This is a genomic window from Stenotrophomonas mori, assembly GCF_023556335.1.
GTDB classification, from domain to species: Bacteria; Pseudomonadota; Gammaproteobacteria; order Xanthomonadales; family Xanthomonadaceae; genus Stenotrophomonas; species Stenotrophomonas mori.
In genome coordinates this window covers 290,608-307,312 of record NZ_JAIKTS010000004.1, presented here as the reverse complement: position 1 = coordinate 307,312, position 16,705 = coordinate 290,608, and the positions used below count along the sequence as shown (strand labels likewise).

General features: G+C 70.1%; 12 protein-coding genes. 7 read left to right on the top strand and 5 right to left on the bottom strand.

Annotated features, from left to right (window positions below; genetic code table 11):
- Positions 1-11: 11 nt before the first annotated feature.
- From K5L01_RS12685 to K5L01_RS12675, 3 genes are all read right to left on the bottom strand, one after another.
- Positions 12-3,128, bottom strand: a complete 3,117-nt coding sequence (locus K5L01_RS12685) for an efflux RND transporter permease subunit (protein ID WP_250064877.1) — start codon at positions 3,126-3,128, stop codon at positions 12-14.
- Positions 3,125-6,361 carry an efflux RND transporter permease subunit gene (locus K5L01_RS12680; protein WP_250064876.1) on the bottom strand — a complete coding sequence of 1,079 codons (3,237 nt, stop codon included), beginning with the start codon at positions 6,359-6,361 and terminating at the stop codon, positions 3,125-3,127. The genes K5L01_RS12685 and K5L01_RS12680 overlap by 4 nt, the downstream gene beginning before the upstream one ends.
- A gap of 63 nt (positions 6,362-6,424) precedes the next feature.
- Complete coding sequence (locus tag K5L01_RS12675) at positions 6,425-7,630, bottom strand: efflux RND transporter periplasmic adaptor subunit (protein WP_250064875.1); 1,206 nt, start codon at positions 7,628-7,630, stop codon at positions 6,425-6,427.
- Positions 7,631-7,851: 221 nt separating this feature from the next.
- Between K5L01_RS12675 and K5L01_RS12670 the strand changes: the two genes are divergently transcribed.
- A complete protein-coding gene (locus K5L01_RS12670) occupies positions 7,852-9,168 on the top strand; it encodes a M20 family metallopeptidase (RefSeq protein WP_250064991.1) in 1,317 nt (438 codons plus the stop codon).
- Here the strand turns inward: K5L01_RS12670 and K5L01_RS12665 are convergent.
- Positions 9,155-9,550: a protease inhibitor I42 family protein gene (locus tag K5L01_RS12665; protein ID WP_250064874.1), complete on the bottom strand. Its 396-nt coding sequence runs from the start codon at positions 9,548-9,550 to the stop codon at positions 9,155-9,157. The two genes, K5L01_RS12670 and K5L01_RS12665, sit on opposite strands and share 14 nt — an antisense overlap.
- A 54-nt stretch (positions 9,551-9,604) precedes the next feature.
- Here K5L01_RS12665 and queF point away from each other — a divergent pair, with 54 nt between their 5' ends.
- The 3 genes from queF (at position 9,605) to K5L01_RS12650 (ending at position 11,346) form a co-directional block, all read left to right on the top strand.
- Complete coding sequence (queF, locus tag K5L01_RS12660; RefSeq protein ID WP_250064872.1) at positions 9,605-10,417, top strand: NADPH-dependent 7-cyano-7-deazaguanine reductase QueF; 813 nt, start codon at positions 9,605-9,607, stop codon at positions 10,415-10,417.
- Between the two features lie 102 nt (positions 10,418-10,519).
- Positions 10,520-10,819, top strand: coding sequence for a LysM peptidoglycan-binding domain-containing protein (locus K5L01_RS12655; protein WP_250064870.1), 300 nt, complete (start codon positions 10,520-10,522; stop codon positions 10,817-10,819).
- A gap of 44 nt (positions 10,820-10,863) precedes the next feature.
- Positions 10,864-11,346, top strand: coding sequence for a hypothetical protein (locus tag K5L01_RS12650; RefSeq protein ID WP_250064868.1), 483 nt, complete (start codon positions 10,864-10,866; stop codon positions 11,344-11,346).
- A 112-nt stretch (positions 11,347-11,458) separates the two neighbouring features.
- On the opposite strand, the gene soxR is transcribed toward K5L01_RS12650, so the two are convergent.
- Positions 11,459-11,920: a redox-sensitive transcriptional activator SoxR gene (soxR, locus tag K5L01_RS12645; protein WP_250064866.1), complete on the bottom strand. Its 462-nt coding sequence runs from the start codon at positions 11,918-11,920 to the stop codon at positions 11,459-11,461.
- 119 nt (positions 11,921-12,039) lie between these two features.
- Here soxR and K5L01_RS12640 point away from each other — a divergent pair, with 119 nt between their 5' ends.
- Genes K5L01_RS12640 through K5L01_RS12630 form a run of 3 tightly spaced genes read left to right on the top strand, consistent with a single transcriptional unit; the run spans position 12,040 to position 16,643 of the window.
- The gene (locus K5L01_RS12640; RefSeq protein WP_250064863.1) at positions 12,040-12,456 is read left to right on the top strand and encodes a DoxX family membrane protein; all 417 of its coding nucleotides are present in this window, start codon (positions 12,040-12,042) and stop codon (positions 12,454-12,456) included.
- A gap of 12 nt (positions 12,457-12,468) precedes the next feature.
- Positions 12,469-13,560, top strand: coding sequence for an efflux RND transporter periplasmic adaptor subunit (locus K5L01_RS12635; protein ID WP_250064861.1), 1,092 nt, complete (start codon positions 12,469-12,471; stop codon positions 13,558-13,560).
- A complete protein-coding gene (locus K5L01_RS12630) occupies positions 13,557-16,643 on the top strand; it encodes a MexW/MexI family multidrug efflux RND transporter permease subunit (RefSeq protein ID WP_250064859.1) in 3,087 nt (1,028 codons plus the stop codon). The genes K5L01_RS12635 and K5L01_RS12630 overlap by 4 nt, the downstream gene beginning before the upstream one ends.
- Positions 16,644-16,705 lie beyond the last annotated feature (62 nt).

Genomic DNA, 16,705 nt, shown 5'->3' with positions numbered 1-16,705 from the left:
GCAGGGGACGATCAGGCCTGCGCGATCTGCCGCTGCCGCTTGCGCTCGCGGCGCCGCGCCCGCCAGCCGCGCCAATGCTGCTGCAGGCATGAGAAGACCACGTACAGCGCCGGGGTGCTCAGCAGGGTCAGGCTCTGCGAGATCAGCAGGCCGCCGATCATCGCGATGCCCAGCGGGCGTCGCAGTTCGGAGCCGTCGCCCAGGCCGATGGCCAGCGGCAGCGCCGCCAGGATTGCGACCATCGAGGTCATCATGATCGGGCGGAAACGCACGATGCTGGCCTCGCGCACCGCTTCCAGCGGCGACTTGCCGTGCTCGCGCTGTGCCACCAGGGCGAAGTCGATCATCATGATCGCGTTCTTCTTGACGATGCCGATCAGCAGTACCAGCGCGATCATCGAGATCACCGACAGGTCGGTGCCGGTGGCCCACAGCGCCAGCAGTGCGCCCATGCCCGCCGCGGGCAGGGTGGAGAGGATGGTCACCGGGTGCACCAGGTTCTCGTAGAGCATGCCCAGCACGATGTAGACCGTGGCGATGGCCGCCAGGACCAGGACCAGCATCGCGCCGGGGTCGGTGCCGCGCCGCCAGCCGCCGCGCTCGGCCTGGCGGATGTCGCCGGGCATGCGCAGGCCGGCGATGGCGGCCTTGACGATGGCGTCGCCCTCGCCGCTGCTGACGCCAGGGGCCAGGTTGTAGCTCAGGTCCATCACCGTGTACTGGTTCTGGTGGGTCACCTGCGAGGGTGCCAACCCGGGCTCCTGATGGGCGAACGCGGTGAGCGGAATCATCTGTCCGCTCTGTGAGCGCACATGCAGGTCCTCGATGGCGGCCGGGCTGGCGGTCTGCCCGGGCAGGGCGTTGACCACCACGCCGTACTGGTTGAGGTCGGCGTAGATGGTGGAGATCTGGCGCTGGCCGAAGGCGCCGTACAGCGCGCCGTCGATGGCGCCGATGCTCACGCCCAGGCGCGAGGCCTTGTCGCGGTCGATCACGATCTTCTGCATCAGCCCGCCCTTGTCAACATCCGAGCCGACGTCGCGCAGCTTCGGGTTCTGCCGCAGGACCTCCACCAGCCGTGGCAGCCACTGCGCCAGCTGTGCGCCGTCGTTGCCCTGCAGGGTCACCCGGTTCTGCGCGCCCTGGGAACCGCCGCCGCCATCCGACGGCAGGTCCTGGATCGCGCGCAGGCGCACCTCCAGGTCGGGAAAGCGCGCGGCCTTGGCGCTCAGGCGGGCGACCGCGGCGTTGGTCGGCTCGCTCCGGCCTTCCTCGCGGGTCTTCAGCTCGATGTTGAACTGCACGCTGCTGCCCTGCCGGCTGGAGCCCAGCCGCGACCCGACCATCTTCACCGCCGGGTCGGCCAGGAACATGTCGGCCAGGCGCCGCTGGCGCGCGCTCATCTCCTGGAACGACACCGTGGCGCTGGAGTTGGCGCGGCCCCAGACCAGGCCGGTGTCCTGCTCTGGGAACGAGCCCTGGCGCACGCTGCCGGCCAGCACGTAGGTGGCCACGATCAGCAGCAGCGGGGTCAGTGCCAGCAGCAGGCAGTGGCGCAGCGAGAAGTCCAGCGCCACGGTGTACACGCGCAGCATGCCGGCGTGCGCGCGGTCCAGCAGCGGGCCGATGCGCGAAGGCCGCACCGGTGCCGAGTGCGGCTGCAGGAAGCGGGCGCACAGCGCCGGGGTCAGGGTCAGCGACACCAGGGCGGAGACGATGATCGCCGCCACCAGGGTCAGGGTGAACTCGCGGAAGAACGCGCCGATCATTCCCTGGGCGAACAGGATCGGCAGGAACACGGCGACCAGCGAGGCGGTGATCGAGACGATGGTGAAGCCGATCTCGCGCGCGCCGGCCAGTGCCGCCTCGCGCCGCGCGACCCCGGCATCGAGGTGGCGCATGATGTTCTCGATCACCACGATGGCGTCGTCGACGACGAAGCCGATGGCGACCACCAGGGCCAGCAGGGTCAGGTTGTTGAGGGTGAAGCCCAGCCACGACATCACCAGCGCGGCGCCGGCCAGCGACAGCGGCACGGTCACCGCCGCGATCAGGGTCGGCGCGAGCCGGCGCAGGAACAGGGCCATGGTCAGCACCACCATGGCCAGGCTGATCATCAGCGTGATCTGCACTTCGGCCAGCGAGGCGCGGGTGGTCGGGGTGCGGTCGAAGTAGGGCGTGAGCTCGGTGCCGCCGTCCAGGTAGCCGGACAGCGCCGGGATGGCGGCCTTGACCCGGTCCACGGTAGCCACCAGGTTGGCGCCGCTGCGCAGGTACACGTACATCAGCACGCCGCGGCGGCCATTGAACCAGGCCGCCTGGTAGGCGTCCTGCTGGCCGTCGTAGACGCTGCCCACGTCCTTCAGGCGGACCACCGCGCCGTCGTGCGTGGCGATGGCGACGTTGGCGAAATCGGCGGCCTTGCGCACCTGGTCGTTGAGGACGATGGCGGTCTGGCTGCTGCCGTCGCCGAGGAAGCCCAGCGGCGAGGCCACGTTGGCCGCGCGCATCGCGTTGCGCAGGTCGTCCGGGCTCAGCCCCAGCGCGTTCATCGCGCGCAGGTTGAGGTCCACCCGCACCGCCGGGGTGGAAGCGCCGGCGATGTCCACCTGCGATACCCCGGGCAGCTGCCGCAGGCGCTGCGCCAGCAGCGAGTCGGCCAGGTTGTAGAGCTCGGCCACCGACTGCGTGTCCGAGGTCAGCGCCAGCGCGATCACCGGGTCGTCGTTGGGGTTGGCCTTCTCGTAGGTGGGGGTGCCGATGCCGGCCGGCAGGTCGGCCATCGCCGCGTTGATCGCGGCCTGCACGTCCTGGGCCGCGGCGTCGATGTCGCGGCCGCTGTTGAACATCAAGAACACCATGCTGCGGCCGTCGCTGCTGCTGGAGCGCATGGTGTCGATGCCCGGGACCTGGCCCAGGTGCCGCTCCAGCGGCGCGGTCACGGTGGCGGCCATGGTGTCGGCGTCGGCGCCGATGTTGGCGGCCTGCACGAAGATCACCGGGATGGTCAGGTTCGGCAGGGCCGCCACGCCCAGCCGCAGGTAGCAGAGCAGCCCGGCGAAGAACAACCCGATGGCCAGCAGGGTGATGCCGATCGGCCGCTTGATGAAGGGCGCGGAGAGGTTCATTCCGGAGCCTGCAGGGCGGCCTGCGGGCGGGCGCTGGCCCGCTGCGCGCGGCGCCGTGCGGCCCAGGCGGACAGCCGCTCGAAATACAGGTAGATCACCGGCGTGGTGTACAGCGTGACCAGCTGCGACAGCAGCAGGCCGCCGACGATGGCCACGCCCAGCGGGCGCCGCAGCTCCGAGCCGATGCCGCTGCCCAGGGCCAGCGGCAGCGCGCCGAGCATGGCCGCCGCGGTGGTCATCAGGATCGGCCGGAAGCGCAGCAGGCAGGCGCGATGGATGGCGTCGAAGGCCTTGGCCCCGGCCCGCTGCGCGTCCAGCGCGAAGTCGATCATCATGATCGCGTTCTTCTTGACGATGCCGATCAGCAGCACGATGCCGACGATGCCGTCCACCGACAGGCTCATGCCGCACAGGTACAGCGCCAGCAGCGCGCCGACGCCGGCCGGCGGCAGCGTGGAGATGATGGTCAGCGGGTGGATCCAGCTCTCGTAGAGCACGCCCAGCACGATGTAGATCACCGCGATGGCCGCCAGCAGCAACAGCACCACGTCGGTCTGGCTGCTGGAGAACTCGGCGGCGGTGCCGACGAACTGCGCCTGCATCTGCGCCGGCAGCCGCAGCTCGGCCACGGCCTTCTCGATCGCGGCCACGCCTTCGGACAGCGAATAGCCCGGTGCCAGGTTGAAGGACACCGTGGCCGACGGCAGCTGCTGCTGGTGGCTGACGATCAGCGGCGCGGTGCCCGGCGTGGCGGTGGCGATCGCCGACAGCGGGATGCTGCCGCCGCCGCCCAGGGCGATGCCGGTGTTGCTGTTGCCGATGCCGGTGGCGGTGGAGGAGTTGCTCGAGCTGACCTGGCCCAGCATGGTGGCGTTGCTGCCGGTCAGGGCGCCGCCGCCGTTGCTGCCGATCGCCAGCTGGTTCATCAGCGCGTTGGCGGTGCGGAACTCCGGCGCCACCTCCAGCACCACCCGGTACTGGTTGAGCTGGGTGAAGATGGTGGAGATCTGGCGTTGCCCGTAGGCGTCGTACAGGGTGTCGTCGATGGTCTGCATGGGCACGCCGTAGCGCGCGGCCTTGTCGCGGTCCACCTCCACATGCAGGGCGCGGCCATGGTCGGCGAGGTTGTTGTCGACGTCGGCCAGCTCCGGCAGCCGCCGCAGTGCGTCGGTGACGCGTCCGGCCTGGGCCACCAGCTCGGCGCTGTCCATGTCCGACAGCGAGAACTGGTAGGCGGTGGCGGCCACGCGCGTGTCCAGGGTTACGTCCTGCACCGGCTTGAGGTACAGGGCGACGCCGGGGATGTGCGCGGCGGCGGCCTGCAGCCGCGGCAGGATCTGCTCCAGCCCCCCGCGCTCGTCGCGGTCCTTGAGGACGATGCTCAGCTGGCCCTGGTTGAGCGTGGGGTTCATGGTGCCGGCGCCGATGTAGGCGGCCACGCCGGTGACCGCCGGGTCCTGGTGCAGCGCCGCGGCCACCGCCTGGGTGCGCTGCTGCATCTGCTCGAAGGCGACGTTCTGGTCGGCGATGACCACGCCGGTGATCATCCCGGTGTCCTGGTCGGGCAGCAGGCCCTTGGGGATGACCAGGTACAGCAGCACGGTCAGCGCCACCGAGGCCAGCGCGATGCCCAGGGTCAGCGGCTGGTGGCGCAGCACCCAGTCCAGGCTGCGCTCGTAGGCGCCCACCAGCCGCGACCACGCGGTGACCTTGCCTTCGGCCGCGGCGCGCTCGTGGGCGTCGTCGCCCTCGGGCAGGGCGTCGGGCCGGAGCAGGTAGGCGCACATCATCGGAGTGAGCGTCAGCGAGATCAGCATCGAGATCGACACCGCGATCGTCAGCACCCAGGCGAACTCGTGGAACAGCCGCCCGGTGACCCCCGGCATCAGGATCAGCGGCAGGAACACCGCCACCAGCGACACCGTCAGCGACAGCACGGTGAAGCCGATCTCGCGGGCGCCAGTCTCCGCCGCGTCCTGGCCGTCCTTGCCCTGCTCGATGTAGCGGACGATGTTCTCGATCATCACGATCGCATCGTCGACCACGAAGCCGGTGGCCACGGTCAGCGCCATCAGCGACAGGTTGTCCAGCGACATGCCGGCGAAGGCCATCACCCCGAAGGTGCCGAGCAGCGACAGCGGCACCGCCACCGAGGGGATCACCGTGGCCCACAGCCGGCGCAGGAACACGAAGATCACCGCCACCACCAGGCAGATGGTGAGGATGAGCGTGAACTGCACGTCATGCACCGAGGCGCGGATGGTCACGGTGCGGTCGGCGAACACGTCCAGCGCCACGTCCGCCGGCAGCATGTTGCGCAGCCCGGGCAGGATCTGGCGGATGTTCTCCACCGTCTTGACGATGTTGGCGCCGGGCTGGCGCCGCACCTCCAGCAGTACCGCGGGGCTGCCGTCGGCCCAGGCGGCGATCTGGTCGTTCTCCACCCCGTCGACCACGCGGGCGACATCGCGCAGCCGCACCGGCGCGCCGTTCTGGTAACGGACCACGACATCGTTGTAGTCGGCGGCATTGCCGAGCTGGTCGTTGGTTGACAGCGTGTAGCTCTGGGTCCGGCCGTTGAGCGACCCCTTGGGGGCGTTGACGTTGGCCTGGGTGAGCGCGCTGCGCAGGTCCTCCAGGGTCATGCCCATGTTCGACAGCTGCGCCGGGTTGGCCTGGATGCGCACCGCCGGGCGCACGTTGCCGGCGATCGAGACCAGGCCGACGCCGTCGATCTGCGACAGGCGCTGGGCGAGCACCGAGTCGGCCAGGTCGTTGACCTCGCGCAGCGGGCGCGTGGCGGACGCCAGCTTCAGGGTCAGGATCGGTGCGTCGGCCGGGTTCACCCGGTTGTAGACCGGCTGGTAGGGCAGCGAGCCGGGCAGGGTGGCCTGGCGGATCGCGGCCTGCACGTCCTGCGCGGCGGTATCGATGTCGCGCTCCATCGAGAACTGCAGCACGATGCTGGACAGCCCGGCCGAGGAGTCGGACGTCATCATGTCCAGGCCGGAGATCTGGCCCAGCTGCCGCTCCAGCGGCGTGGTCACCAGCGCGGCCATGGTCTGCGCGCTGGCGCCGGGGTACTGCGTGGTCACCACCAGGCTGGGCGCCTGGATCTCCGGCAGCGCCGCCACCGGCAGGCGCTGGTAGCCGAGGATGCCCAGCAGCATCAGGCCGATCATCAGCAGCGAGGTGGCGATCGGGCGGCGGATGAAGATGGTCGAGAAACCCACGGGCGAGTCCTGCTGCGTGCGAAAGGGGCGTGGCGGTGCGTGGTGCGGGGGGCCGGCCGGGCGCTAGCGCGCGCCGGGGCGCTGCGGGCCGTCCGCCGGGGCGGCGGCCGGTTCCGGGGGCGCCTGTCCCGGCGCCAGCGGGGTCACCGCGCTGCCCTCCTTGAGCCGGAACTGGCCTTCGGTGACCACCTTGTCGCCGGGCTGCAGGCCATGGCCGATCACCACGTGGCTGTCGTCGACCTGGCCGCCCTGCACCACCTCGCGCAGGGTGACGGTGTCGTCGGCGGCGACCAGGTACACGAAATCGCCGGTGCTGCTGCGCTGCACGGCCTCGGCCGGCACCACCACCGCGTCGGGCAGTTCGGACAGCTGCATGCGCACGTTGACGAACTGCCCCGGCCACAGCGCGCCATCGGGGTTGGGGAACTCCGCGCGCAGGCGGAACGTGCCGCTGTTGCTGCTGATCTGGTTGTCCACCACCTGCAGGCGGCCGTCCTCGTTGACCGCCTCGCCGCCTTCGCGGTCGAGCGTGGCGGTCCGCAGCGGACCGTCCTGCTGCGCGGTGCGCACCGCCTCGAGCTGCTGCTCGGGGAGGTTGAAGAGCACATGGATGGGATGCAGCTGGGTGACGGTGACGATGGGCGTGCCGGCGCCGACCACGTTGCCCGGGTCGACCGCGCGGATGCCGGTGACGCCGTCGATCGGCGAGCGGATGCGGGTGTAGTCCAGCTGTACCCGGGCCTGGTCCATGGACGCCTGCGAGGCGGCCACCGCGGCCTGGTACTGCGCGACCTGGTTGCGCAGCGTGGTCAGGTCGGTCTGGGCCACGAACTGGCGGTACTCCGGCGAGTTGGACCGCTCGAAGTTGGACTGCGCGGTGGCCAGCAGGGCCTGGTTCTGGCGCTTGCTGGCGGCGGCCTGGTCGTACTGGGCCTGGAAGGTGCGCGGGTCGATCTGCGCCAGCAGCTCGCCCTTCTTCACCGCCTGGCCCTCGCGGAAGTTCACGCTCAGCAGTTCGCCGCCCACCTGCGGGCTCACGGTGACGGTGCTGTAGGCGGTCACCGTGCCCTGGGCGGTCACGTAGACGGGTACGTTCCTGCGTTCGGCGGCGACCACGGTGACCGGCACCGGCTCCCTGTCCTGGCCCGCGGCGCGCCCGATGGCCGCGGATCCGCCCGCCTGCTTGCCGCCCCCCAGGGCCCGGTAGCCGATTCCGACGACAAGCAGGACCGTGACGGTGAGCAGCACGATCTTCCAGAAACGCGACATGCGGAAACTCCTGAGGAACCGGGGGCGGAAGGGGACGGGAAGGTCCAGAGCATAACGCCGGGATCGCCGGGCCCGTCCATGACCGATGGGCCACGCAGGCGGGCCCGTAGTGAGGTTGAACGGCCGGGAGCCGGATCGGTTGACGGTCGTCGCCGGCCGCCGTTTGCCCTACATTCACCTGACCGCCACCGAAGAGAGCAAACCGGATGAACTGTAGGAAGATGCTGTCGGTCGTACTGGGCTGCGCGCTGCTGCCGGCCACCGCCGCGGCCGCGGACCCGCGCCCGGAAGTGGCCGCGTCCGCGCAGCGGCTGCAGCGGCAGGTGGTGGAGTGGCGCCGCGACTTCCACCGGCACCCGGAGCTGTCCAACCGCGAGGTGCGGACCGCGGGCAAGGTTGCCGCACACCTGCGCGCGATGGGCCTGGAGCCGCGCACCGGGGTGGCGGTGACCGGCGTGGTCGCGATCGTCAAGGGGGCACTGCCGGGGCCGCGGATCGCCCTGCGCGCGGACATGGACGCGTTGCCGGTGACCGAGCAGACCGGGCTGCCGTTCGCCTCCACCGCCACCGCCGAATACCGCGGCGAGCAGGTCGGGGTGATGCATGCCTGCGGGCACGATGCCCATACCGCGACTCTGCTGGGCGTGGCCGACGCGCTGGTGGCGATGCGCGACACCCTGCCCGGCGAAGTGATGCTGATCTTCCAGCCGGCCGAGGAAGGCGCGCCGCCGCCGGAGCAGGGCGGTGCCGAACGGATGCTCGCCGAAGGACTGTTCAAGGACTTCAAGCCGGAGGCGGTGTTCGGCCTGCATGTGTTCTCCAACGTCCAGGCCGGCAAGATCGCGGTGCGCGGCGGACCGTTGATGGCCGCCTCGGACCGCTTCGCGATCACCGTGGACGGCCGCCAGACCCACGGCTCGGCCCCGTGGAACGGCATCGACCCGATCGTCGCCGCCGCCGACCTCATCGGCACCGCGCAGAGCATCGTCAGCCGCCGCGCCAACCTGTCCAAACAGCCGGCGGTACTGACCTTCGGCGCGATCAAGGGCGGCATCCGCTACAACATCATCCCCGACTCGGTGGAGATGGTCGGCACCCTGCGCACCTTCGATGCCGGCATGCGCGAGCAGATCTTCGCCGACCTGCGCCGCGTCGCCGAGCACACCGCCGCCGCGCATGGCGCCCGCGCGACCACCGAGATCTACGAGAACGACGGCAACCCCGCCACGGTCAACGACCCGGCACTGACCGCGCGCATGCTGCCCAGCCTGCAGGCGGCGGTCGGCCGCGACAACGTCTACGAATCGCCGCTGCAGATGGGGTCGGAGGACTTCTCGCTGTACGCGCAGCAGGTGCCGGCGATGTTCTTCTTCGTCGGCGCCACCTCCGAGGGCATCGATCCGGAGACCGCGCCGAGCAACCATTCGCCGAAATTCCTGCTCGACGAAACGGCGCTCGACGTGGGCCTGCGTGCGTTGCTGCAGGTATCGCTGGACTACCTGCACGGGGCCGGCACGGCGCCGCTCAGCGCACGCTGACCGCATACTCGGCGCTGCGCGCGGCCGGCCCGGCGGGTTCCCAGGGGCGCCGGTATTCCAGCCGCAGCCGCGCCTGGCCGGGCTGCACGGCGCGGAAGCGCAGGTGCTGGACGGTGGCGCCGCCGGGCATCGCGGCGGCGGTGTCGTCGGCCGCGGCGGCCGGCAGTGCGGCCAGCTGGGGGTGGCCGTCCTCGACCACCTGCCATCGGTAACCGGTACCGGCGTTGCCTTCCAGGGCGACGTCCAGGACCTGCCCGACCCGCAGGACCTGGAGGGCGCCGGCGCGGGCCTGCACGGTGGCCGGGGCATCGGCGGGCGGCGCCGGCACCCGGCAGGCGGCCAGGCCCAGCAGCAGGGTGACGGCCGGGAGGCCTCGGATCATGGCGGCGGCTCCTGCTCGGGACCCGGCCACGCTAACAGCTTCTACAATCGCCGCATGAACACGCCATACGATTCCAGTCTCGGCCGCGAGGTCGCCTATCCGGCCCACTACGCTCCGGAGCTGCTGTTCCCGATTCCGCGGACGGGCGCCCGCGAAGCACTGGGCCTCACGGGCGCATTGCCCTTCTCCGGCCACGACCGCTGGCACCTGTACGAACTGGCGTGGCTGGATCCGCGCGGCAAGCCGCAGGTGGCCACCGCGACGCTGTGGGTGCCGGCCGATTCGCCCAACCTGGTCGAATCCAAGTCGCTCAAGCTCTATCTGAACTCGCTCAACGCCACCCGCTTGGAGAGCCTGGAGGCGGTGCTGGAACGCGTCGCCGTGGACCTATCCGGCTGCGCCGGCGCCACGGTGAGGCTCGCCGCCGGACTGCCGCCGGTGGCCGACGCCGGCGGCGAGTCGCTGGACGGCCTCGCGCTGGACATCGACCACTACGGCCCGCCGCGGCCGGGCTTCCTGCAGGCCGACGCAGGGGCCACGGTCACCGAGACGCTGACCTCGGCCCTGCTCAAGTCGAACTGCCCGGTGACCGGGCAGCCGGACTGGGCCAGCGTGAGCATCCGCTACCGGGGGCCGCGCATCGACCGGGCGGGAGTGCTGCGCTACCTGGCCAGCTTCCGCGACCACGCCGAGTTCCACGAGCAGTGCGTGGAGCGGATCTTCCTGGACCTGGTGCAGCACTGCGGCTGCCTGTCGCTGGACGTGGAGGCCCGCTATACCCGGCGCGGAGGGCTGGACATCAATCCGCGCCGGGCCACCGCCGACTGGGCGGCCGCGCACCGGCCGCTGCGCGATCCGCGGCAGTGAGCCGCTGAACGGCCGCTGCGGTACACGCCGGCTTTACGCCGGCGCGATGGTTCCTTAACGCCGACGGTGCAATCGTTGCCCACAGGCGAGGAGGAACGACCCATGAGCAACGACAAGAAAGCCGATTTCTCGGACGTGACGTCCCAGGTCGACAGCACCGCCGGCACCGCTGCGAAGGCGGATTTCTCGGACGTGTCGGCAAGCGTGGACTCGACCGCGGCGACCGCCGGCGGCCAGCAGTACACGGTGCAGAAGGGTGACAGCCTGTCCCGTATCGCCCAGCAGCTGCTGGGCGACGGCAACGCCTGGAAGCGGATCTTCGAGGCTAACCGCGATGTGCTCGACGATCCCGACCGCATCCAGCCCGGGCAGGTGCTGAAGATCCCGCCGCGCCAGGCGTGACGCGGCCCGGCCGCGCCGCCCATCCCTTCCTACCGGAGCATTCCATGAACAAGACGTCGCTGAGCAGTGTCCTGATGATCGCCCTGGCCGGCACGCTGGCCGTGGCGGGTTGCAAGAAGAAGGACGAAACCGCACCCGAGCCGATGGCGACCAGCCCGGCGCCGATGACCGAGCCCGCCCCGCCGGCACCGTCCGCGCCGGCATTGAGTGTCGCCTCGATCACGGTCGGCAACGCCGCGGCGGCCGACAAGTCGGTGACGCCGATGGCGGTGCTCGGGGCCAAGGACAAGATCATCGTGTCGGTCCGCACCGAAGGCGCCGCCGCCAATGCGCAGCTGACCGCCAGGCTCACCTACCAGGATGGCCAGCTGGCCGGCGAGCAGAGCGCGGCACTCAGCACCCGGGGGGGTGAGACCACCAATGTCACGTTCGAGAAGGCCACCGGCTGGCCGGCGGGCAAGTACCGCGCCGAGGTGGCGGTGGACGGGCAGCCGGCCGGCAGCGCGCAGGAGTTCGAAGTGAAGTAGCGGCACCGGGGAGCTCCGCCGTCCCTCTCTCCCGGCGGAGGCAACCCATGGGCGCAGTCGCAAGGCTGCGCCCTTTTTTTACCGGTCGTCGGCAGCGTGCGGGCGGCCATCATCATGCCCGCTCCAGGATCCGCGGGCCGGGGCCGTCGGCGCCCAGGGCATCCTGCGGGTTGCGCAATGGGCATTGGTTCAGCGACAGGCAGCCGCAGCCGATGCAGCTGTCCAGCTCGTCGCGCAGCCGCGTGAGTATCTGGATGCGTTCGTCCAGGGACGTACGCCAGCCCGCAGACAGCGTACGCCATTGCGCGGCGGTGAGCTTGCTGCCCACCGGGAAATGGCTCAACGCCTGCTTGATCTCCTCCAGCGGGATGCCGGTGCGCTGGGCGACCTTGATCACCGCGATATAGCGCAGCACCACCGAGGAGAAGCGCCGCTGGTTGCCCTCGTTGCGGGTGCTGGAGATCAGCCCCTTGGCCTCGTAGAAGTGGATCGTCGAAACCGCGACTCCGGAACGCCGTGCGACCTCGCCGACCGTCAGCAGGCGCGAAAAATCGATGGACGGTGGCTCCGGCATGGCTTGACCTCAACATTGGTTGAGGTTTTATAGTGCCGCACGCCAGTCTTGGCAACCCCATCCCTTTGCTATCCGGCCGGCGCGGCTTCCAGCGTCCGGCCGTTCAGGAGTGAACGCACGTGCGCCATGTTGTCGATACTGCGCTGGACAGCCGCTGGCTTTGGCTGGCCGCGCGAATTCTTCTTGCGGTGGTCTTTCTGTCATCCGGGCTGGCCAAGCTCGTGGATTTCCAGGGTGGCATGGCGGAAATGCGCGCCGCCGGGCTTGCGCCGGACTGGTTGTTCAACGGCCTCACCGTGCTGGTGCTGCTGGGCGGTGCTCTGCTGCTGCTGCTGGATCGCGCGCTTTGGCTGGGTGCCGGTGCATTGGCGGTGTTCCTGCTGCTCACCATCGCGCTGGTGCACCGCTTCTGGGCGCTGCCCGCGCCGCAGGACAAGTTGGCGATGTTCTGGGCGCTGGAGCACCTCAGTGTGGTCGGTGGGCTGATCGCCGCGGCGATCGCCAGCCGCGCGCGCCGTCGCACTGCACGCACTTGAGAGGAGTCGGGCATGCGCATGAGAACTTGGCCGTGGACGCTGTTGGCGGTCATGGCGCTGTCCGGATGCGACGGAAGCGAATCCGGGGGCGGTGGCTGGCCGCTCACCAAAGTCGCATTGGCCACGGTGCAACGCAGCCCCGCCCCGCGGTCGGTGCGCGGCGTGGGTGAACTGGAGGCGGTGCGCCAGGTGGTGCTGTCGTCGGAGACGGCCGGCCGCGTCACACGCATCGCCTTCGCGTCGGGGCAGAGGGTGCGCCAGGGCGAGCTGCTGGTGCAGCTCAACGATGCACCCGAGCAGGCCGAACGCCAACGATTGCGGGCGCAGGTGCGCAATGCCGGAAGCGTGCTGGCACGCACGCGCCAGCTGCAGAGTGGGCAGCTGGTCGCGCGGCAGCAGCTCGATACCGCACAGGCCGACTACGACATGGCCAATGGCGAGTTGCGACGGATCGAGGCGTTGATCGCACAAAAGGCGATCCGTGCGCCGTTCGCGGGCGTGGTCGGCATCCGTCGGGTGCATCCGGGGCAGTATCTGGAGGCCGGCGACGCCATCGCCAGTCTGGTGGATGCGGACACGTTGCAGGTGAACTTCACGCTGGACGAGCAGGCGCTGCCGCGGCTGCATCCGGGCCTGCCGGTGAGGATCCGGGTGGATGTCTGGCCGCAGCGCACGTTCGAGGCGCGGTTGAATGCGGTCGATCCGCTGGTGGGCACGTCGCGTACGGTGCAGGTGCAGGCGCGGGTCGACAACCCCGACGGTGCGCTGCGGGCCGGCATGTTCGCCAACGTGCTGGTGGCACCACCGGAACCGGCGGTGGTGATGGCGGTGCCGGAGACCGCGGTGACCTATGCCGCTTACGGGCAGACGGTGTTCGTCGCCCGCGAGCAGTCACCGCAGAGATTGCGCGTGCAGCGGGTCGCGGTCCGGACCGGCGAACGCTGGGATGGCAGGGTGGAGATCCTGTCGGGCCTGGAGGAGGGCGAGCGGGTGGTGGTGTCAGGCCAGCTCCGCTTGAGCGATGGCCTGGCCGTGGAGGCGGTCGCGCTCGATGCGCTGCACGAAGGTACGGATGCCGGCGCGGCGGCGGCACCGGCGCCATGAGCGTGACCGATGTCTTCGTGCGCCGCCCGGTGCTGGCGCTGGCGACCGGCTGCCTGATCGCGCTGCTCGGCCTGTTCGCGCTGGGCAAGCTGCCGGTCCGCCAGTATCCGGCCCTGGAGACTTCCACGATCACCGTGGCCACCGAATACCCGGGCGCGTCCGCCGAGACGATCCAGGGCTTCGTGACGCAGCCGATCGCACAGGCGCTCTCTTCAGTGGAGGGTATCGACTATCTGTCCTCCTCGTCGGTGCAGGGGCGCAGCCTGGTGACGCTGCGTATGCGCTTGAACCGCGACTCCACCCAGGCGCTGACCGAGGCCATGGCCAAGGTCAACCAGGTGCGCTACCGGCTGCCGGAGCGTGCCTATGACCCGGTGGTCGAACTGTCCGCGGGCGACGCGACCGCGGTGGCCTATGTCGGTTTCTCCACCGGTGAGCTGTCCATTCCCGAGCTGACCGATTACCTGGCACGGGTAGTGGAACCGCTGCTGGCGGGTGTCGATGGGGTGGCCAAGGTGAAGGTGGACGGTGGCCAGGGTCTGGCGATGCGCCTGTGGCTGGATGCCGAGCGGCTGGCTGGGCGCGGCCTGACCGCCGGCGATGTCGCCGAGGCGGTGCGCCGCAATAACTACCAGGCGGCGCCCGGCCAGGTACGCGGGCAGTACGTGGTCGCCAACGTGCGGGTCAATTCGGACCTGGGCGGGGTCGAGGAATTCCTAGACCTGGTGATCCACAGTGGCGCGGACGGCCTGGTGCGTCTGCGCGATGTCGGGACCGTGGAGCTGGGCGCGGTGGCGACCCGGACCAGTGCGCAGATGGATGGCGAACCGGCGGTGTACCTGTCGCTGTTTCCGACTCCCAAGGGCAACCCGCTGGTCATCGTCGACGGGGTCCGCGCGTTGCTGCCCGAGATCGAGAAGACCCTGCCGCCCGGAGTCAGGGTCGATCTGGTGTACGAACGCGCGCGCTTCATCGAGGCCTCCATAGGCGAGGTGGTGAAGACCCTGCTGGAAGCGGTGCTGATCGTGGTGCTGGTGATCTGGTTGTGCCTGGGATCCCTGCGCAGCGTGCTGATTCCGGTGCTGGCGATACCGCTGTCGATGCTGGGCGCGGCAGCGCTGATGCTGGCGGCCGGCTTCAGTGTCAATCTGCTGACGCTGCTGGCGATGGTGCTGGCCATCGGCCTGGTGGTCGATGATGCCATCGTGGTGGTGGAGAACGTGCACCGCCATATCGAACAGGGACGGACGCCGGTGGCCGCGGCGCTGGTTGGCGCGCGCGAGATTGCCGGGCCGGTGGTGGCGATGACCCTGACCCTGGCGGCGGTGTATGCACCGATCGGCCTGATGGACGGGCTGACCGGTGCGCTGTTCCGCGAGTTCGCGCTGACCCTGGCCGGCGCGGTGCTCATTTCCGGGGTGGTGGCGCTCACGCTGTCGCCGGTGATGAGTTCCATGCTGCTCACCGACGCGGCCCCGGGGCGGCTGGCATGTCTGGCCGAGCGGACATTCGGTGCGCTCGGTCGCTGCTATGGGAGGCTGCTGCGTTACTCGCTGCGGCGTCGCTGGCTCGGTGGCGGCGTCGCGGTGCTGGTGTGCTGCAGCCTGCCGTTGCTGTACCACCTGCCGCAGCGCGAGCTGGCGCCGGCCGAAGACCAGGCCGCAGTACTGACGGCGGTGAAGTCGCCGGAACATGCCAGCCTCGACTACGCCGAGCGCTTTGCCGATGAGCTGCACCGGAAGATGGCCGCCATTCCCGAGACCACCGGCACCTGGATCATCAATGGTACCGATGGTCCGGCCGCCAGCTTCGGCGGCATCAACCTGTCCGACTGGGGTCAGCGCAAGCGGCGCGAACCGGCGATTGTCGCGGAACTGCAGGCGGCGGTGGGCGACATCGCTGGCAGTGACATCTTCGCCTTCCAGGTGGCGCCGCTGCCCGGCGGCAGCGGTGGCCTGCCGGTGCAACTGGTACTGCGCAGTGCACAGGACCACGCGGTGCTGTACGAAGCGATGGAGGGACTGAAACAGCGTGCCCGCGACAGCGGCCTGTTCATTGTGGTGGACAGCGACCTGGAATACGACAGCCCGGTGGTGCGGGTGGACATCGACCGTGCCAAGGCCGGCAGCCTGGGCATCACCCTGCAGGACATCGGTGATTCACTGGGCATACTGGTCGGCGAAAACTACATCAACCGGTTCGCGTTGTTCGGTCGCGCCTATGACGTGATTCCGCAGAGCATCGGCGACCAGCGGCTGAGTCCGCAAGCGCTGGCGCGCCAGTACGTGCGCACGGCTGCCGGAGCGCTGGTGCCCCTGTCGACCGTGGCGCGCCTGGGCATGGACGTGGAACCCAACCGCTTGAGCCAGTTCGACCAGCAGAACGCTGTCACCCTGCAGGCGATCCCGGCGCCGGGCGTGTCGCTGGGGCAGGCGGTCGACTTCCTTGCGCGCGAGGCGGATGCCTTGCCGCCGGGCTTCAGCCACGACTGGCAATCCGAAGCACGCCAGTACGTGCACGAGGGCAGTGCGCTGATGTTCGCGTTCCTGGTGGCGCTGGTGGTGATCTACCTGGTGCTGGCAGCGCAGTACGAGAGCCTGGTCGATCCGCTTATCATCCTGATCACGGTGCCGTTGTCGCTGTGCGGCGCGCTGCTGCCGCTGGCGCTGGGATGGGCGACGCTCAATCTCTACACCCAGATCGGACTGGTGACGCTGATCGGGCTGATCAGCAAGCACGGCATCCTGATGGTGGAGTTCGCCAATGCGCTGCAGGGCGAAGAAGGCCTGGACCCGGCTGGCGCGATCGTGCGCGCGGCGCAGATCCGTCTGCGCCCGGTGTTGATGACCACGGGCGCGATGGCATTCGGGGTGCTGCCGCTGTTGTTCGCCAGCGGCGCCGGCGCCAACAGCCGGTTCGGCCTCGGCGTGGTGATCGTCTGCGGCATGCTGGTCGGTACCCTGTTCACCCTGTTCGTGCTGCCCACGGTCTACACCTGGCTGGCGCGCGATCACCGGGTGCGGAGTCCGCGGGCCCGGGCACTGGCCGAGGCGTCCGGCGGCGAGGGCGTGGCCACGACGTGACTACGCACGGGAGCGCGGCCACCGTGCCCTACGTCCCGGTATGGCCGGTTTTTGCCGGCTGC